The sequence below is a fragment of the Mesorhizobium sp. M0052 genome (genome assembly GCF_040323255.1).
GTDB lineage: Bacteria > Pseudomonadota > Alphaproteobacteria > Rhizobiales > Rhizobiaceae > Mesorhizobium.
In genome coordinates this window covers 105,801-122,322 of record NZ_JAMYUS010000003.1, presented here as the reverse complement: position 1 = coordinate 122,322, position 16,522 = coordinate 105,801, and the positions used below count along the sequence as shown (strand labels likewise).

17 protein-coding genes are annotated in these 16,522 nt (G+C 63.5%); 4 read left to right on the top strand and 13 right to left on the bottom strand.

The features are described 5' to 3' along the window. Positions 1-3: 3 nt before the first annotated feature. From NKJ77_RS04730 to NKJ77_RS04690, 9 genes are all read right to left on the bottom strand, one after another. Positions 4-1,008: a xanthine dehydrogenase family protein molybdopterin-binding subunit gene (locus tag NKJ77_RS04730; protein WP_023690781.1), complete on the bottom strand. Its 1,005-nt coding sequence runs from the start codon at positions 1,006-1,008 to the stop codon at positions 4-6. A gap of 1 nt (position 1,009) precedes the next feature. Beyond that, positions 1,010-2,377 carry a xanthine dehydrogenase family protein molybdopterin-binding subunit gene (locus NKJ77_RS04725; protein ID WP_352534402.1) on the bottom strand — a complete coding sequence of 456 codons (1,368 nt, stop codon included), beginning with the start codon at positions 2,375-2,377 and terminating at the stop codon, positions 1,010-1,012. A gap of 11 nt (positions 2,378-2,388) precedes the next feature. Next, on the bottom strand, positions 2,389-2,871 hold the full coding sequence (locus tag NKJ77_RS04720) for a (2Fe-2S)-binding protein (protein WP_352534400.1): 483 nt from the start codon (positions 2,869-2,871) through the stop codon (positions 2,389-2,391). Between the two features lie 60 nt (positions 2,872-2,931). Continuing rightward, the gene (locus tag NKJ77_RS04715; RefSeq protein WP_352534398.1) at positions 2,932-3,726 is read right to left on the bottom strand and encodes an FAD binding domain-containing protein; all 795 of its coding nucleotides are present in this window, start codon (positions 3,724-3,726) and stop codon (positions 2,932-2,934) included. Between the two features lie 16 nt (positions 3,727-3,742). Further along, a complete protein-coding gene (locus NKJ77_RS04710; protein ID WP_023746977.1) occupies positions 3,743-4,186 on the bottom strand; it encodes an SRPBCC family protein in 444 nt (147 codons plus the stop codon). Between the two features lie 113 nt (positions 4,187-4,299). Then, positions 4,300-5,127: an AraC family transcriptional regulator gene (locus NKJ77_RS04705; RefSeq protein WP_023673046.1), complete on the bottom strand. Its 828-nt coding sequence runs from the start codon at positions 5,125-5,127 to the stop codon at positions 4,300-4,302. A gap of 150 nt (positions 5,128-5,277) precedes the next feature. Further along, entirely contained in the window at positions 5,278-6,048 is a 771-nt protein-coding gene (locus NKJ77_RS04700) for an SDR family oxidoreductase (RefSeq protein WP_352534396.1), read from the bottom strand. 39 nt (positions 6,049-6,087) lie between these two features. Continuing rightward, positions 6,088-7,086: an ABC transporter permease gene (locus NKJ77_RS04695; RefSeq protein WP_023673048.1), complete on the bottom strand. Its 999-nt coding sequence runs from the start codon at positions 7,084-7,086 to the stop codon at positions 6,088-6,090. Between the two features lie 41 nt (positions 7,087-7,127). Further along, a complete protein-coding gene (locus NKJ77_RS04690) occupies positions 7,128-7,868 on the bottom strand; it encodes an ATP-binding cassette domain-containing protein (protein WP_023673049.1) in 741 nt (246 codons plus the stop codon). Between the two features lie 466 nt (positions 7,869-8,334). Between NKJ77_RS04690 and NKJ77_RS04685 the strand changes: the two genes are divergently transcribed. Further along, the gene (locus tag NKJ77_RS04685; protein ID WP_023673050.1) at positions 8,335-9,324 is read left to right on the top strand and encodes a sugar-binding protein; all 990 of its coding nucleotides are present in this window, start codon (positions 8,335-8,337) and stop codon (positions 9,322-9,324) included. A gap of 179 nt (positions 9,325-9,503) precedes the next feature. Further along, the gene (locus tag NKJ77_RS04680; RefSeq protein WP_023712091.1) at positions 9,504-10,286 is read left to right on the top strand and encodes a FadR/GntR family transcriptional regulator; all 783 of its coding nucleotides are present in this window, start codon (positions 9,504-9,506) and stop codon (positions 10,284-10,286) included. A 19-nt stretch (positions 10,287-10,305) separates the two neighbouring features. Here NKJ77_RS04680 and NKJ77_RS04675 read toward each other — a convergent pair whose 3' ends face one another. After that, the gene (locus NKJ77_RS04675; protein ID WP_023756378.1) at positions 10,306-11,244 is read right to left on the bottom strand and encodes an NAD(P)-dependent oxidoreductase; all 939 of its coding nucleotides are present in this window, start codon (positions 11,242-11,244) and stop codon (positions 10,306-10,308) included. 117 nt (positions 11,245-11,361) lie between these two features. Here NKJ77_RS04675 and NKJ77_RS04670 point away from each other — a divergent pair, with 117 nt between their 5' ends. After that, a complete protein-coding gene (locus NKJ77_RS04670; RefSeq protein WP_352534394.1) occupies positions 11,362-12,252 on the top strand; it encodes an NAD-dependent epimerase/dehydratase family protein in 891 nt (296 codons plus the stop codon). A gap of 107 nt (positions 12,253-12,359) precedes the next feature. Then, positions 12,360-13,136 (top strand): FadR/GntR family transcriptional regulator, encoded by a 777-nt coding sequence (locus tag NKJ77_RS04665; protein ID WP_023690790.1) that lies wholly within the window; start codon positions 12,360-12,362, stop codon positions 13,134-13,136. Positions 13,137-13,279: 143 nt separating this feature from the next. Here the strand turns inward: NKJ77_RS04665 and NKJ77_RS04660 are convergent, their stop codons facing one another. Genes NKJ77_RS04660 through NKJ77_RS04650 form a run of 3 tightly spaced genes read right to left on the bottom strand, consistent with a single transcriptional unit; the run spans position 13,280 to position 16,367 of the window. Continuing rightward, complete coding sequence (locus NKJ77_RS04660; protein ID WP_352534391.1) at positions 13,280-14,386, bottom strand: Gfo/Idh/MocA family protein; 1,107 nt, start codon at positions 14,384-14,386, stop codon at positions 13,280-13,282. A 32-nt stretch (positions 14,387-14,418) separates the two neighbouring features. Further along, positions 14,419-15,255, bottom strand: coding sequence for an ATP-binding cassette domain-containing protein (locus NKJ77_RS04655; protein WP_023712088.1), 837 nt, complete (start codon positions 15,253-15,255; stop codon positions 14,419-14,421). Continuing rightward, positions 15,252-16,367, bottom strand: a complete 1,116-nt coding sequence (locus NKJ77_RS04650; RefSeq protein ID WP_502902088.1) for an ABC transporter permease — start codon at positions 16,365-16,367, stop codon at positions 15,252-15,254. Before NKJ77_RS04650 ends, NKJ77_RS04655 begins: the two co-directional genes overlap by 4 nt. Between the last annotated feature and the right edge of the window lie 155 nt (positions 16,368-16,522).

Below are 16,522 nucleotides of genomic sequence, written 5' to 3'. Positions count from 1 at the left end.
TCCTCAGTTCGCCGCTTGCGCCTTCAGCGCGCGCAATATGCGCTCCGGTGTGATCGGCAGCGTGTCGATGCGCACGCCGACGGCGTCGAAGACGGCATTGGCAACCGCGGGGATCTGCGGGTTCGCGCACATTTCGCCTGGCCCTTTGGCACCGTAAGGACCATCCGCCGACGGCCGCTCCAGCACGATGATCTCGGTTTGGGCGAGATCGCCCGGTCCCGGCATCAGATACTGGTTGAAGTCGGTGCCGCCATGGTCGCGGTTGGGATAATAGGGCTCGGTCGTTTCGTAGAGCGCGTGGCTGATGCCCATCCAGGAACCGCCGACCAGTTGCTGCTCGACCATTTTCGGGTTCAGCGCGCGGCCGATCTCAAAGACGTTCTTCACGGTCAGCACCGTAACCTCGCCCGTCTCGTCATCGACCTCGACTTCGGCCACCGTGCAGGCATGGGCGTAGCAGGTCGACGGCTTCATCGCGCCGGTCTCTTTCTCCGGATAGGAGCGCGGGATCAGGAACATGCCGCGCCCGGATATCGAGCGCCCGCGCTTGAAATGCGCCGACAAGGCGACATCGAAGATCGAGATCGACTTTTGCGGCGCGCCCTTGACCAGAATGTTGCCCTCGCCATCAGTTTCGAGATCGGAGGCGTTCACCTCCAGCTCTTCCGCCGCCACCTCCAGCATCACCTGACGGGCTTCCTTGGCCGCCTGGATGACGGCATTGCCGGCGCGGTGGGTGCCGCGCGAGGCGAAGGTTCCCATGCAGTGCGGGCCGGTGTCGGTGTCGGCGGTGTCGATGGTGACCCGGTCCGTCGGCACGCCGATGGTCTCGGCGCAGATCTGCGCCATGATCTGCTTCAAGCCCTGACCGAGATCGACGCTGGAAAGCGTCACCATGAAATTGCCGGTCGGCGTCGAATGCACCAGCGCCTGCGTCGGGTCGCCGCCAAGGTTCATGCCCGTCGGATAGTTGATCGCGGCGACGCCGCGTCCGCGCCTTATCGCCATCTCAAGCTCCCTTCGTGTAGGAGGACATCGCCATATACTTCTCCGCCACGGGCCAGTTGGCGGCGCGCGACGCCTCCTGCATGCACTCGATCAGCGCCGCTCCTTCGGTCGGCTGGCGATGCGCCTTCATGTCGCCATCGCGATAGGCGTTGATGAAGCGGAATTCGAGCGGGTCCATGCCGATCAGCCGCGCCAGCTTGTCCATCTGCACCTCAAGCGCGAAGTCGCCGATGGTGACGCCGAAGCCGCGCATCGCGGAGGAGGGTGTGCGGTTGGTGTAGACGCAGTAGGTGTCGATCCAGACATTGGGGATGGTGTAGGGGCCGGGATAGTGCGCGGCACCCTTCTGCGCCCCATAAGGCGAGTGGCGCGAATAGGCGCCGGCATCGGTATAGCCGGTCACCTTGCGCGCAACGATGCGGCCATCGTTCATCACGCCGTCCTTGATGATTATCTTTTCGGCGGCGCGGGGTGAGGAGATCTGCATCTCCTCTTCGCGGCTGTAGATGAAGGAGACGGGACGTCCTGTCAGCTTGGCGCCAAGAATGGCGATCGGCTCGACGATGACGTCGACCTTGCCGCCAAAGCCGCCGCCGACAGTGCCGCCGACGAAATGCAGTTTGGAGCCGGGCATCTGCAGGATGATCGACGCGTTGTCGAGGGTGAAGAACATCGCCTGGGTGTTGGTGTAGCAGGTGAAGCGGTCATTGCCTTCGGGCACCACGACGCAGCCCGTGGTCTCGGTCGGCGCATGCTCGATCGGCGAGGACTGGTAGCTCTGTTCCAGGATGTGGTCGGCGCCAGCGAAGCCCGCCTCGACATCGCCGAAGCGCACCTTGCGGCATTCGCCGCTGTCATAGAGGTAATAATTCTGGCCGTGATATTCGTTGACCAAAGGCGCGCCGGGCTTCAGCGCTTCTTCCATGTCGAAGACGGCCGGCAGCACCTCATAATCGACCTTGACCTTGGCTGCCGCTTCCTGAGCCGCGCGCTCGGTCTCGGCCAGCACCGCCACCACGGCCTCGCCCTTCCAGCGCACCTTGCCGTCGGCCAGCACCGTTTCGTCTTCCGGTCCGACCTGGATCAGGATCAGGATGGTGTAGACATTGTGCGGCACATCCCTGGCAGTGAGGATTTTCACCACGCCGGGATGCTTCTCCGCTTCGGAAGTGTCGATCGAACGGATGCGGGCATGGTGGTGCGGACTGCGCACCATTTTCAGGTGAAGCATATTCGGGAAGTTGCGGTCGGCGAAATAGGCGGTCTTGCCCGTCACATGTCCCGGCGAATCCAGCCGCGGCCGCCCATGGCCGATCTCGTGCAGGCCGTCCTTGCGCTGATCGGCGAAATAGTTTTTGCGCAGTTCCATTCTTTTGGTCCTTAGGCCGCGTTCTGCGAATTGGCTCGGGCCGCGGTCAGCACCGCCTGGATGACCGGCTCGTAGCCGGTGCAGCGGCAGATGTTGCCGGACAGCGCCTCGACCACATCCTCGCGGCTCGGATTGGGCGTGTGGTCGAGCAGCACCTTGGCGGCCATGATCATGCCCGGCGTGCAGAAGCCGCATTGCGTGGCGAAGGCATCGAGGAAGGCACGCTGCAGCGGATGCAGGACGCCGGCCTCGGCGAGGCCCGATGTGGTGCGGATGTCGGCGCCGCTGCAGGTCTCGGCCAGCGTCAGGCAAGAGAGCCGGAGTTCGCCGTCGATGATGACCGAACAGGCGCCGCAGGTGCCCTGGTGGCAGCCGCCCTTGGGCGAGGTGTCGCCGATCTTGTCGCGCAGCGCGTGCAGCAGCGTCGTGCCGCTGTCGACAAATTCGGCCTTCTCCGAGCCGTTGAGCGTGAACTGAACCGGAACCTTTGCCATGTTTTCCTCCCAGCGCGCCTGCCCGGTTGATCGGACAGACGCGCGCCCCCCAAGCGGTGGTTAAGTAAGCAGCAGCCGGCCGAGATGGACCGGCAGAACCTCGGCGCGATACCAGGCGCTGGCGATCGGGTCGGTGATTGGCGAGGTGCCTTCACCGGCTGCAGCCAGCGCCGCTGCGACGCCGTCCTGCTCGAGCCTGCTGCCGATCAGTGCCTTTTCCGCAGCACGGGCGCGCATCGGCCGGTCTGCCATGCAGCCGAGCGCGATCCGCGCCGAGGAGACAGTGCCGTCGCCGGCCTGTTCGAGAACGGCGGCGATGCTGAGCACGGAGACGCCCTTCGGCTTGACCCGCGACACTTTCAGGAAGCGGAAATTCTCGGCCTTCGGCAACGCGAAGGCGACTGATGTGACGATGGCGCGGCTGCCGTCCCGCTTGGCCAGGAAATCCTCGATAGGCAATTCCCCATCATCGGTGCCAACCGTCGCATCCAGCGCCAGCAACACCACGGCGAAATCGCCATAGGGCGCCGGCGCAAACAAATTGCCGCCGACGGTCGCCATGTTGCGGATCGCCGGGCCGCCGACGGCGCGCGCGGCCTTGGACAGCGCCGCAAGCTCCGGATGGCGGGCGATAGCCGCCATCGTCACCGAAGCGCCTATGCGGACCTTGCCGCCGGCAACAGTGATCCCGGAAAGGGTCGGATCGGTCGAGCGGACAAGGCCGGAGACGGAGATATCGCCTTCATTGGCGGCGCGCACGACCAGTGTGCCGCCGCCGAGATAGCGGGTGCCGGGCGCCTTCAGCGCCGCGTTGGCATCCCTGACGGCCGAAAAGGTCTGGAGGGCAAGCGCCATGGCAGTCTCCCCTGACTCAGCTCTGGCCAGAAAAATGGCTCTTCAACGCATTGAAGCCACCCTGGAAGACATTGGCGGCCATGCCGGCGGCGATCTTGTCGGCCTCGTCGGGTGCCGCGTCGAAGCTCGCGGTCCATTCGGCATAGGTGCGGTCGCCGTCTGTCACGCGGCGCAATTGCAGCGTCGCCTTGTGATTGGTCAGCGGTTGCGGCGTTTCGAGGATCGAATAGCTGACGCGGAAATCCGCATCCGAGAAGTCGAGCAGTTTTTCGCGGATACGCGCGCCGCTGGCGAGCTCGAAACTACGCACGCAGCCGATGGTTTCGGCGCTCTTGCCGTCTTCGATATGGCTCTTGACCATGCGCGGATGCCAGCCCGGCAGGCCGTTGAAGTCGCGGATGCGCGCCCAGACCTTTTCGACCGGCGCGTCGATGACGCTGGAGACGGTGACTTCAGCCATATGATCATTCCCCTACGAATTCGATACGCTGCAGGGTAGGGCGGCGGCCGGCGCTGCGCTTATCAATGGGTCTTGCGGCCCTATCAAGGAGTCTGAAAAACGAGCGGCTTGGCTCAGGCCATGGCCCGCGCCGCCTCGCGGTAAAGCGTCGGCGGCACGCCGACATGGTCGCGGAAGAAGCGCGAGAAATTGCCCTGGGTGGTGAAGCCGAGATTGCAGGCGACCGAGATCAGCGGCTCCTGCGACCACTGCAGCTGCCGCACGGCTTCCTCCATGCGCAGCGTGTTCCAGTAGACATTGGGCGTCAGATTGGTCTGTTCCTTGAATAAAGCAAAGAAGTGCGGCCGCGACAGGCCGACGCTGCGGGCGACGTCGTCGAACGAGATGCGTTCGCAGACATTGGCCTTCATCAGCTGGATTGCCTTGCGGACGCGGAAATCCTGCATTGTGTTGACCCGGATCCGCGCCTCCTGCGGCGCCGAGGCGTCGGCGGCGTCGAGCAGGCTATCGATGAAGCGCTCGATCTCGTAATTGGCGACGTCGTCGATGCTTTCATTATCGCTCAAATGGTCGAGCAGGTTGGCGGCGGCCTGGTGCAGCCAGGGTTCGAGCGTGATCGCAGCCTGTGCAAACAACGGCGCCGACGAAGGCAGGTCGCGGCGCCGGCGCGCCCAATCCGGATCGATGTAGAAAGCGAGGAACAGGCCGGGCCTGCCGTTCTGCGACAGAATGTGGCTGTGCGGCTGGTAGGAATTGATGCCGGCGGCGGTGCCGGGACCCAGCGGCACCGTCTCGCGGCCGACGGTCATCTCGCCGGCCGTGCCCTCCAGCCAGATGATGATGTGGGCCTCGACATGCGCATGGGTGACGAAGTCGCTGGCGACATTCAGGACAGAAACATGTCCGAACCGGCCCCAATAGAGCCTGATCGCGTCCGTCATGGGTTATACCTCCCGCAGACGACTGGCCTCCCTTCGCCTGCGACGGGATTGTGCGGCTGAGTTCGGGCTCGCGTCAAGGCGCGGGGCGAAAGCCGCTGTGTGCTGCCGGCCGCAGTGGTGGATTTTCAGACTGAGCGATAGGGTTTCCCGTCAAACCGAAGCCGTCATGCCGCCGTCGACATAAAGCGTATGGCCGTTGACGAAGGATGAGGCGTCGGAGGCGAGGAACACGGCGGCGCCGATCAGTTCGTCGACATACCCCCAGCGGCCAGCCGGCGTGCGCTTTTCCAGCCAGGCGGAGAATTCCTGGTTGTCGACCAGCGCCTGGTTCATCTCGGTGCGGAAATAGCCGGGGGCGATGGCATTGATCTGCAAGCCGTGTTTCGCCCAGTCGGTACACATGCCACGGGTCAAATTGCGGATCGCGCCCTTGGTCGCCGTGTACGGCGCGATGTTGGGCCGGGCGAGTTCGCTCTGCACCGAGCCGATGTTGATGATCTTGCCTTTGCCGCGCGCGATCATGTTGCGGGCGACCGCCTTGCCGGCATGGAAGGCGCCGGAGACATTGGTCTTGAACAGCCGCTCCCACTGCTCCTCGGGAAAGTCCTCGAGCGGAGCGCGGAACTGCACGCCGGCATTGTTGATCAGGATGTCGATGGCGCCGATCTCGGCCTCGATGCGGGCGACATCGGCATCGACCGCGCGAAAATCCGTCACGTCGAAGGTCGAGGGGTGCGCTTTGAAGCCAGCGTCGCGCAAGCCGGCGACAGCACCGGCAACCTTGCCGGCATCGCGGCCGTTGAGCACGACACTTGCGCCATGCTCGGCAAGGCCGCGCGCCAGCGCCAGGCCGATGCCCTGGCCGGAGCCGGTGATCAGCGCCAGCCGGCCGTTGAGCTCGAACAGGGTTTTCGATGTCAAGGCAACGGTTTCCAGCCGAAAGGTTCAGTCCAAAAACATTCAGTCATTGCGCCTGAAGTTGCGGATCCGGTCGAACAGCACCGCGAGCAGGATGGCGCCGCCGATGAACACGCCTTGCCAGAAAGCATTGATGCCGAGCAGACCAAGGCTGTTGCGGATCACTTCGATGAGCGCGGCACCGACAATGGCGCCGAAAGCGGTGCCGACGCCGCCGGCGAGATTGGCGCCGCCAATGACCGTGGCAGCGATGACCTGCAGTTCCATGCCGGTTCCGAGATTGGTGGTGACGGCGCCCAGCCATCCGGTCTGGATGATGCCGGCAATGCCCGCCGCCAGCGCCGAGATCATATAGACGGCGACCTTGATCTGCTTGACGGGAACGCCGGTCAGCGTCGCCGCGTGCTCATTGCCGCCAATGGCGAAGATGTGGCGGCCAAACTTGGTCCAGCGCAGCGTGAAGCCGGTGATCAGCGCCAAAAGGATCATGTAGAGCACCGGATTGGCGATGCCGAACACCCATGCACCGCCGCCCAGCGCCAGAAGCTTGTCGTGATCCGGGCCGAACTGGAAGACGACGGTGTTGTTGGAGGCGACCATGGCGAGGCTGCGGGCAATCGACAGCATACCGAGCGTCACCACGAAGGGTGGAAAGCCGAGATAGGCGATCATGATGCCGTTGAAGGCGCCTATGGCGAGCGCGGTGGCGATCGAGGCGAGGATGCCGACCTCGATGGAGTAGCCGGCATGCATGGTGACGGCCAGCACCATCGACGACAGGCAGAGCACCGAACCGACCGACAGGTCGATGCCACCTGTGATGATGACGAAGGTCATGCCGAGCGCGATGATGGCGACGAAGGTGATGTTGCGGGTGATGTTGTAAAGGTTCTTCGACGTGGCGAAGGCGTCGGTGGCAAAAGACAGGAACAGGCAGGCCAGGATGACCGCGATCACCACCCAGAAGGTCTGGCTGGCAAACAGTCTTGCCGGCAAGGATTGCTGCTTTTGTTCGATCGGCTGGTCAATTGTCAGTGCCATCGTCGACCTTCATGTGCTGTGCGTGGTGAAATTCGCTGAGATCAAACCTGTTCGATGGCGCCGGTGATCAGCCCGGTGACTTCCTCGGGCGAACTTGACGCAATCGTCTTGTCGGCGACCTTGCGGCCGCGCCGCATGACGATGACGCGGTCGGCGACGGTGAACACGTCAGGCATGCGGTGGCTGATCAGCACCACTGCGATGCCCTGGTCGCGCAAATGGCGGATCAGGTTCAGCACTTCGGCGACCTGGCGCACCGAGATCGCGGCCGTCGGTTCGTCCATCAACACGATCTTCGCCTGCGACAGCATGGTGCGCGCGATCGCTACTGCCTGGCGCTGGCCGCCCGACATCTGCTTGACGAGGTCGCGCGGACGGGTCTCGGACTTCAACTCGGCGAAGAGCTGGCCGGCGCGCTTGTACATGGCGGCATAGTCGAGGATGCGTAAAGGGCCGAAGCCGCGGCGCAATTCACGGCCGAGATAGACATTGGCGGCAGCGGTCAGATTGTTGCACAGCGCCAGGTCCTGGTGGACGATCTCGATGCCGTGCTGGCGAGCTTCCGCCGGCTTGTGCAGGATCAACTCCTTGCCGTCCATGCGCATGACGCCATGGCTGGGGCGGAAATTGCCGGCGATCATCTTGACCAGCGTCGACTTGCCGGCGCCGTTGTCGCCCATCAGGCCGACCACCTGTCCGGGCTCGATCGACAGCGATACGTCGTTGACCGCCTGGATGGCGCCGAAATGCCTCGAGATATTGGTGAGTTCGAGAACCGCCACCAGTCTTTGCCTCCCCGTGTTTTGCGACCCGCTGCTGTTCCCGGCGTGAATGCCGGCGCTGCTTTGGCCCCGCTCTCCCCATCTCCTCCCGGAAACAGCGTCAGCGTTCTTTTACGCAAAAGCCGGCGCTCGTCAATCAATTGTCGGACGAATTGAAGCGTTGGTTATCCAAAAATCCGTTTTGTAGGACAAATAGCATTGACGTTGGCCGCAAGCCGATATTAGCTAAGCGTCGGAGGAGATTATGCCGATGCCGCTGGCGGTTAGCCGGGCGGAATCGGCGGAGGTTTATCGGTCGAGGTTGCGGCGCCACCCATGTGTTGAGCCGGGCCAATGCCGCATCTGGAAATGCTTATCGATCTGTCTTGGCGACACGAGTGCTCGTGAAACGAACCTCGGTCATTAAGCATCCGGTCGATCTGTGTGGCGGGCACGCCGTGTCCGTCTGTTTCAAGGGAGGACTGACATGAGGAAAACACTTTTGCTCGCCGCCGTCGCCGCCATGGCGCTGGGCGCCGGGCCGGCTTTGGCCAAGAAACAGCTCGTCATCGTGGTGAAGGGTCTCGACAATCCATTCTTCGAAGCCATCCACCAGGGTTGCGAGAAATGGAACAAGGAAAATGCCAGCTCGGAATATGAATGCTTCTACACCGGCCCGGCGTCGACCTCGGACGAGGCCGGCGAGGCGCAGATCGTTCAGGACATGCTGAGCAAGGCCGACACGGTGGCAATGGCGATTTCGCCATCCAACGCGCCGCTGATCGCTCAGACGATCAAGACCGCCAATCCGACGATCCCGATCATGACGCTCGACGCCGATCTCAGCAAGGAAGATGCCGCGCTGCGCAAGACCTATCTCGGCACCGACAACTATTTGATGGGTCACAAGATCGGCGAGTACATCAAGAAGGGCAAGCCGAACGGCGGCACGATCTGTACCATCGAAGGCAATCCCGCGGCCGACAACATCCTGCGCCGCGCGCAGGGCATGCGTGACGCGCTGTCGGGCAAGGAAGGCCTGGCGGCACTTGCCGGCGAAGGCGGCTGGACCGAAGTCGCCGGTTGCCCGGTGTTCACCAATGACGACGGCGCCAAGGGCGTGCAGGCGATGACCGACATCCTCGCCGCCAACCCCAAGCTCGACGCCTTCGGCATCATGGGCGGCTGGCCGCTGTTTGGCGCACCGCAGCCCTATCGTGACTTGTTCGGGCCGCTCAAGGACCGCATCGCCAGCAACGACTTCGTCATCGGCGCCGCCGACACGATCGGCGATGAAGTGGCGATCGCCCGTGACGGCCTTGTGACCGCTCTGGTCGGTCAGCGGCCGTTCGAAATGGGCTACAAGGCACCATCGGTGATGATCGATCTGGTCGAAGGCAAGGCCGTCGCCGATCCGGTGTTCACCGGCCTCGACGAATGCACCAAGGACACGGTCGACACCTGCATCCAGAAGTAGGTTCTCGATTTCGGGGCGCCCTTTGACGGGCGCCCCGTCTCTTCCCGAACGGACGCAACGGTTGGGGCAGCAGGCTCCGGCTTTGACGCGCTTGTAGTTTGGATTTTCGGCAACGAGATCGGCGCGCCGTGCAGGTTCGGACCAGTCCGGACGCAGACGGCCGACGCATTGGAACGTGAATGCCGGACGAGAAATCAAAGAAGCGAGCCGAGCGGGCCAAGGCACAAGCCAGCCGCGGTCCGGCTGTCATGCGCAGGGCCGGTGCCGCGCATTTTCCGGGAGCGAGCGTCCATGTCTCGCTGGCCGGCGAGATCGGCCTCAGAATCGTACGTGGCGACTATCCGCCCGGCACCATTCTGCCCAACGAGGCCAAATGGGCCGAGACCTTCGATGTCAGTCGTTCGGCGGTGCGCGAAGCCATCAAGATGCTGATGGCCAAAAGCCTGCTGGCTTCACGGCCCAAGATCGGCAGCTGGGTCGAGCCCAGGGAACGCTGGAACCTGCTCGACCGCGATGTGCTGGCCTGGTACGCGACCGGGCCGGACCGGGAGGCCTTCCTGCGCACGGTGCAGGAGTTCCGTCACATCATCGAGCCGGAAGCGTCGGCCTTTGCCGCCACGCGGCGCAGCGACGAGCAGATGGACGAGATCAGCCAGGCCTGTCGTGAGATGGGCGAGGCTCTGAACCTGCAGGAGCGTATCCGCGCCGATACGCGTTTTCACCTCGCCATACTACGCGCCTCGGGCAACGATCTGCTGGTGCCGCTTGGCGTTCTGATCGAGTCGGCGCTCGATCATCTCTTTGTCTTCGTCACACGGGAGACCAGCGATCAGCGGCGGGCGCAGGCGCTGCATGAGGCGATCGAGAAGAACATCCGCCTGCAGCGCCCTGCGGCCGCGCGCAATGCGGTGCACAAACTGCTCGCCAACACCGACGATGTTATCGGCCGGTCGAGGCGCTGACACAGGCTTTTCGCCGCCTTCAAATCGTCTGCTTCTTGCCGTCCTTGCTGGGCATCAGGTCGACGCCGTTGACCTTGCCGATATATGTCGCCAGCATCGGCACGAATTGCTCGGCCGGGCCAGTGGCATAGGCACCGGCGAAGGAGTTCTTGGTGGCGTTGCCGAGCGGGTTGGCGATGCCGGCCGCACCCGCCATCGATTCCAGATAGGTCAGGTCCTTGAAGGCGTTGGCGATGGTGAATTTATGTGCGTCGCGGTCGCCCTCCAGCGTCCAGCGCATGAAGGTCTGGTAGAAGCCGCAATCCATGCGGCCGTTGCGGATGACGCTGTCGAAACGCGGTGGCGAGATGCCGACCTTTTCGGCCAGCGCCAGCGCCTCGGAATAGATCGCGGCATAGCCCAGCGAGATGAAGTTGTTGAGCAGCTTCATGCGGTGGCCGTCACCGGTATCGCCAATATGGACGATGCGGCCGGCCCAGGTTTCGATGACCGGCTTCACACGGGCAAACAGCGCGTCGGGCGCGCCGACCATGGCGTCGAGCGTGCCTTCCCAGGCTTCCTTCGGGGTGCGGCTGAGCGGTGCATCGACGAAGTCGACGCCGATCTCCTTCAGTTCCGCCGCCAGCGCCACCGTCGAGACCGGATCGGCGGTCGAGCAGTCGACGACGACCGAACCCTTCTTCAAGCCCTCCTTGAGGCCGCCGGGGCCGCGGATGATGGCTTCCACTTCGCGCGAGCCGGTGACGCAGATGAAGACGATGTCGGACGCCGCCGCCACGTCGCGCGAAGTCGCCGCCTCCTTGGCGCCCCGGCCAATCAGGTCCTCCGCCGGCTTGCGGTTCTTGCGGCCGAGGAAGGTCAGGCCATAGCCCTTGTCGACGATGTTCTTGGCAATGCCGTGCCCCATCAGGCCAAGGCCGATAAAGCCGATCTTTTCGCTCGCGGCGGTCGTGGTCATGTCTTGAAGTCCTGTTGCGATGATTGATATTGGGCACCGCCGTCTTGCGGGCGAGGGTGGTTGCAGAATGCCATATTGTCTGACAATACACAGAAATCCTAGGCATTGGAGACGAAAATGACGAAGCGGATCATGTTCACCGGCGGCAGCGGCAAGGCCGGTCGCCATGTCGTGCAATATCTGGTCGAACAGGGCTGCCAGGTGCTCAACATCGACACCAGGCCGCTCGACAATCCCAAGGTACGCACGCTGATCACCGACATCACCGACAGCGGCCAGGTGTTCAACGCGCTGTCGAGCTATATGGGTCTGCACGAATTCGACCCGTCGCTGCGCCCGCAGCCGGTCGATGCCGTGGTGCATTTCGCCGCCATACCGCGCATCATGATCACGACCGACAATGAGGTGTTCCGCATCAATGCGATGGGCACCTACAACGTCATCGAGGCGGCGGTGAAACTCGGCATCCCCAAGGTGGTGATCGCGTCCAGCGAGACCACCTATGGCGTGGTGTTCGCCAACGAACCGCGCGACCCCAAATATTTTCCCCTCGATGAAGAATACGACGTCGATCCGATGGACAGCTATGCTCTGTCCAAGGTCGTCAACGAGCACACGGCGCGCGCCTTTGCGCAGCGCAACGGCACCGATATCTATGCCTTGCGCATCGGCAACGTCATCGAGCCGCACGAATATTCGCTGTTTCCGAAGTGGTTTGCCGATCCGGGCTTTCGCAAGCGCATCGCCTGGAGCTATGTCGACGCGCGCGATCTCGGCCAGATCGCGCTGCGCGCCGTTGAAACGGACGGGCTCGGCTTCCAGGTGTTCAACGCCGCCAATGACGATACCTCGTCCGACCTGCCGACAGCGGAACTGTTGAAGCGGTTTTATCCCGACGTGCCGGTCAAGACGAAGCTCGGCGAATATGAAACGCTGCTTTCCAACCGCAAGGCCAGGGACATGCTTAGCTTCCGTCCCGAGCACAGCTGGCGCAAATACGTCAAATAGGCCGGCCGGGGGCAAGGTTGCGACCTGATCTGTGCACAGCCGCAGGCTTTGCCGTCAACGTCCCGCCCTCTGCTTGACAGCTTTCGAAATCCGGACTTTGTGGACGCATGAGGGACGGAAAGCCGAATAAGGGAACGAAGCCTGAAAAGGCGGCATCCGCCGAGCGCCCGGCGACCCTTCGCCGGGCTGACGCCACCCGGATGCCCGGCACCAGCGTGCATGCCTCGCTGGCCAGCGAAATCGGGCTTCGGATCGTGCGCGGCGACTATCCGCCAGGCACCATCCTGCCCAATGAAGCCAAATGGTCCGAAACCTTCAACGTCAGTCGCTCTGCGGTGCGCGAAGCGATCAAGATGCTGATGGCCAAAAGCCTTTTGGCATCGCGCCCCAAGATCGGCAGTTGGGTGGAGCCCAGGGAGCGCTGGAACCTACTCGATCGCGATGTGCTCGCCTGGTACGCGACCGCGCCCGACCGTGAGGTGTTCCTGAAGACGGTGCAGGAATTCCGCCACATCATCGAGCCGGAAGCGACTGCCTTCGCAGCCATGCGACGCACCGAGGAGCAGATGGCCGAGATCAGCCAGGCCTGCCGCGAGATGGGCGAGGCGTCGAGCCTGCAGGAGCGCACGCGCGCCGACACGCGCTTTCATCTCGCCATCCTGCGCGCCTCCGGCAACGATCTGCTGGTGCCGCTCGGCGTGCTGATCGAATCCGCCTTCGATCATCTGTTCACCTATACGACGCGCGAACTCGACGATCTGCAGCATGCACAGCAACTGCACGAGGCGATCGAGAAGGCCATCCGCCTGCAGCGGCCGGAGGCGGCCCGCAACGCGGTGCGCAAGCTGCTCGCCAATACAGACGGCGTCATCAACACCCGGTAGGATGTGCTGATATTCAGGTGAGGCCGGCCTGCAAACGCCGGCTTTCTGCGCTTCCGGTGCACTTAAGTACGCTCCGCTCCGGTTCTCGAAACCCAACGTTTTCGGCGCGGCCTGACCTGAATCTCAACACATCCTGCGAGCGCTCAGCCGGCCTGCGAAGTGGCCAAATGCTGCCTGGTCAGCGCGATCAGCAGCGCCTGGTCGCGGGCGGCGTGCTCGGGGCGGTTGACCACCTCGTCGCGATTGACGATCGCACCCCAGAAGCCGCGCAGTTCCTCGACGAAGGCTTCACCGTAGCCGGCGCGCAGATCCTTCGTCGACAGTGTGTGGCCGTCCGAGGTCTTCACAGTCAGCCGGGTCGGGTGATGGTTGAGCCAGGGCGAGGGGAATTCGAGCTCGAGGCTGGCATCGTCGAAGAACAGCGTGATGCGCTCCTTGTAGTCGGCGAGCTTCGGCACGGTCAGATGCGTCATGGTCCACAGCGCCTGGCCGTCGAGCAGTTTTACCGCGCCCTGGCCGCCATCGCCATTGGCGAAGATCTGCGCGCCGACGACCTCGCCATCCGGCACGCTGAGCGCGTCGAGCAGGCCGTGCACGGCATTCACATCGTGAATCAAGGCGGAGCTGTAAGCGCCGATAAATCCACGGAAAGCCAGATCGTTCAAAGGCTGGCCGATAGCGCGTTCGACCTGTTGTTTCTGCTTGCTTTGAGCGGCGGCAATCAGGTCCTTGGGAATATCGTTGCCGCGCTTGTAGCGCTGGTGGGCGATGAACGGCCAGGCGTCGGGATCGTTGACCTCGACAGAGACGGAACGCAACGTCTTTGCCGTGCCGGGCAGCGAGGCCAGCGCCAGCCGGTAGCTCGGATCGAAGCGCTTCATGTTGCCGACCTGCATGACCTTGCCGGCCTTGTCGCGCGCTGCGATGATCTCGGCGATTTCCGCCGGCGAGTAGCAGAGCGGCTTTTCGCAGAGGACATGCAGGCCGCGCCCGAGTGCGGCCAGCACCTGCTCGTGATGCAGCGGGTCGGGCGAGCCGATCACGACGGCGTCGAGCTTCTGGCCGAACAGTTGCTCCGGCGTTTCGAAATTGGCGATGCCGTGAATTTCGCTGACATATTCCCGCGAAATCCTTGACGGGTCGGCAACGCCGACCAGTTCGAACAGGTCGCCGAGCCGCAACAGGTTTGGAATGTGCTCGACCTGCGAGATCATGCCGGCGCCGATGACGCCAACGCGTATCCTGCTCATGCTGTTATTACTCTCTGCAAAGTGTTCCAGGCTCAGGGTGCGGCGGCCGGCCGGTTGCCGATCTGCGCCAACAGCCCGGCAATCTCAGCTTCCACCGCCTTTAAATCCTCGCCGCCCGACATGATGGAGATCACCTCGTCGCGCGAGATCTCGGACTTGGCGTATGTGCCGCGATTGCGGCCGCGGTTGAGCAGCGTGAAGGTGTCGCCGACAGGGTACGCGTGATGGATGTTGTGGCTGATGAAGATCACCGCCAGCCCCCGCATGCGCGCCTCGATGATGAATTTCAGCACCATGGCCGCCTGATGCACGCCGAGCGCCGAGGTCGGCTCGTCAAGGATCAGCACCTTTGCGCCGAAGTGGACTGCGCGCGCGATCGCTACCGACTGGCGCTCGCCGCCCGACAGCGTTCCGACTGCCTGTGTCGGGTCGCGCACGTCGATGCCGATATCGGCCATCGCCTGGCGGGCAATTGTGTTGGCGCGCTCCTTGTCGAAGCGCGAGAAGGGCAGGCGGCTTCTGGTCGGCTCGCGGCCGAGGAAGAAGTTGCGCGTGATCGACATCAGCGAGATCATGCCGAGGTCTTGGAAGACCGTCGCGACGCCGAGGTCCTGCGCGTCGCGCGGGCTGCGGAACGTGACGGGCTTGCCGTCGACGAAAATCTCGCCCTTGGTCGGCCGGTGCACGCCCGACAGAACCTTGATCAGCGTCGACTTGCCGGCGCCGTTGTCGCCCAGCAAGCAGTGCACCTCGCCGGGATAGACCTTGATGTCGATATCTTGGAGCGCGCGTACCGAGCCGAAATTGACCGACACACCACGCAATTCCATGGCTGGCTGGATGGCCGGGGACGGGTTTGGGTAGGTCATTTGCCGCCTCCGCGTCCGAGCGCCTTGAGGCGGATGTAGTTGTTGACCAGCACGGCCATCAAAATGACGATGCCGAGGAAGACCTTGAACCAGTCGGTGTCGATGCCGGTGTAGAAGATGCCCATCTGCACCAGGCCGAAGATCAGCGCGCCGAACAGCACGCCATAGACGGTGCCATAGCCGCCGGTGAGCAGCACGCCGCCGATGACCGCGGCGATAATTGCCTCGAATTCCTTGAGCAGGCCGCGCGTGGTGTCGGCGGAGCCGGCCTCCATCACCTGGATGGTGGCAAGCAAGGTCGCGGCACAGGCGGTGTAGATGAACAGCGCTATCTTAACCCGGTCGACCGGAACGCCGACATTGCGGGCGGCATTGAGGTCGCCGCCGGTGGCAAAAATCCAGTTGCCGTATTTGGTCTGGGTAAGGACATAGCCGGCAAGCGCGGTAAGCCCCAGCCACCAGACGATCGACATCGGAATGCCGACGACGAAGGGAATGCCGTCGGTGCGGGTGGCGATCCAGCCTTGCGTGCCCATCCATTGGAAGAAGCCGGTCAGGAGATGGCCGTTGAACAGGCCCGCGGTTGCCGGGTCCGGCGCGCCGTCGAGGATGTAGGGGATCTGCGTGCGGCCGGTGACGGCGCGGGTGATGCCGATCGACAGGCCGCGCAGGATGTAGAGCGACGCCAGCGTCACGATGAAGGAGGGCAGGCGGGTCTTCACCACGATCAGGCCGTTGACGTAGCCGGTGAGGATGGCGACAGCGAAGGCGCAGGCGATGCCGCCCCACAGCGGCAGGTCCCAATATTTCACCGTCAGTCCGATGACGACGCCAGCGAAGCCGACCATCGAGCCGACCGAGAGATCGAACTCGCCGGCGATGATGAGAAGGGCTGCGGCCGTGGCGATGATGCCGAGTTCGGCTGCCAGCGTCAGGAAGGTCATCGACCCCTGCAGCGAATAGAGGTTCGACGCACCCGGCAGCAGGGCGAAGATGATGATGGTGGCGATGAGGCCGCCGGCGGCACCGGCTTCGGGCCGGCGCAGCCATTGCGTCAGCTGGCCGGTGCTGGCCAGCCGCTCGTCAGTGCCGGCAGACCGTTTCGACGTCATGCCGAAACGGTCCTTGCCCAGTACCCCGGGGGCCGGCGCTTCTGGAGGTATCGCCTTGTCTTCCACAACAGCCATTAGGCTCCCCAATCGCTCACTTCGCAATCTCGACCAGAGACGGGGAGCACATGGCGGCTCCCCGATCCGTTTTGGTCTTG

What these genes read in the sequence shown, in the direction of transcription:
- NKJ77_RS04730 (WP_023690781.1), bottom strand. Translation starts at nt 1,008, where the DNA reads ATGGCGATAAGGCGCGGACGCGGCGTCGCCGCGATCAACTATCCGACG.
- NKJ77_RS04725 (WP_352534402.1), bottom strand. Translation starts at nt 2,377, where the DNA reads ATGGAACTGCGCAAAAACTATTTCGCCGATCAGCGCAAGGACGGCCTG.
- NKJ77_RS04720 (WP_352534400.1), bottom strand. Translation starts at nt 2,871, where the DNA reads ATGGCAAAGGTTCCGGTTCAGTTCACGCTCAACGGCTCGGAGAAGGCC.
- NKJ77_RS04715 (WP_352534398.1), bottom strand. Translation starts at nt 3,726, where the DNA reads ATGGCGCTTGCCCTCCAGACCTTTTCGGCCGTCAGGGATGCCAACGCG.
- NKJ77_RS04710 (WP_023746977.1), bottom strand. Translation starts at nt 4,186, where the DNA reads ATGGCTGAAGTCACCGTCTCCAGCGTCATCGACGCGCCGGTCGAAAAG.
- NKJ77_RS04705 (WP_023673046.1), bottom strand. Translation starts at nt 5,127, where the DNA reads ATGACGGACGCGATCAGGCTCTATTGGGGCCGGTTCGGACATGTTTCT.
- NKJ77_RS04695 (WP_023673048.1), bottom strand. Translation starts at nt 7,086, where the DNA reads ATGGCACTGACAATTGACCAGCCGATCGAACAAAAGCAGCAATCCTTG.
- NKJ77_RS04685 (WP_023673050.1), top strand. Translation starts at nt 8,335, where the DNA reads ATGAGGAAAACACTTTTGCTCGCCGCCGTCGCCGCCATGGCGCTGGGC.
- NKJ77_RS04680 (WP_023712091.1), top strand. Translation starts at nt 9,504, where the DNA reads ATGCCGGACGAGAAATCAAAGAAGCGAGCCGAGCGGGCCAAGGCACAA.
- NKJ77_RS04675 (WP_023756378.1), bottom strand. Translation starts at nt 11,244, where the DNA reads ATGACCACGACCGCCGCGAGCGAAAAGATCGGCTTTATCGGCCTTGGC.
- NKJ77_RS04670 (WP_352534394.1), top strand. Translation starts at nt 11,362, where the DNA reads ATGACGAAGCGGATCATGTTCACCGGCGGCAGCGGCAAGGCCGGTCGC.
- NKJ77_RS04665 (WP_023690790.1), top strand. Translation starts at nt 12,360, where the DNA reads ATGAGGGACGGAAAGCCGAATAAGGGAACGAAGCCTGAAAAGGCGGCA.
- NKJ77_RS04660 (WP_352534391.1), bottom strand. Translation starts at nt 14,386, where the DNA reads ATGAGCAGGATACGCGTTGGCGTCATCGGCGCCGGCATGATCTCGCAG.
- NKJ77_RS04655 (WP_023712088.1), bottom strand. Translation starts at nt 15,255, where the DNA reads ATGACCTACCCAAACCCGTCCCCGGCCATCCAGCCAGCCATGGAATTG.
- NKJ77_RS04650 (WP_502902088.1), bottom strand. Translation starts at nt 16,367, where the DNA reads ATGACGTCGAAACGGTCTGCCGGCACTGACGAGCGGCTGGCCAGCACC.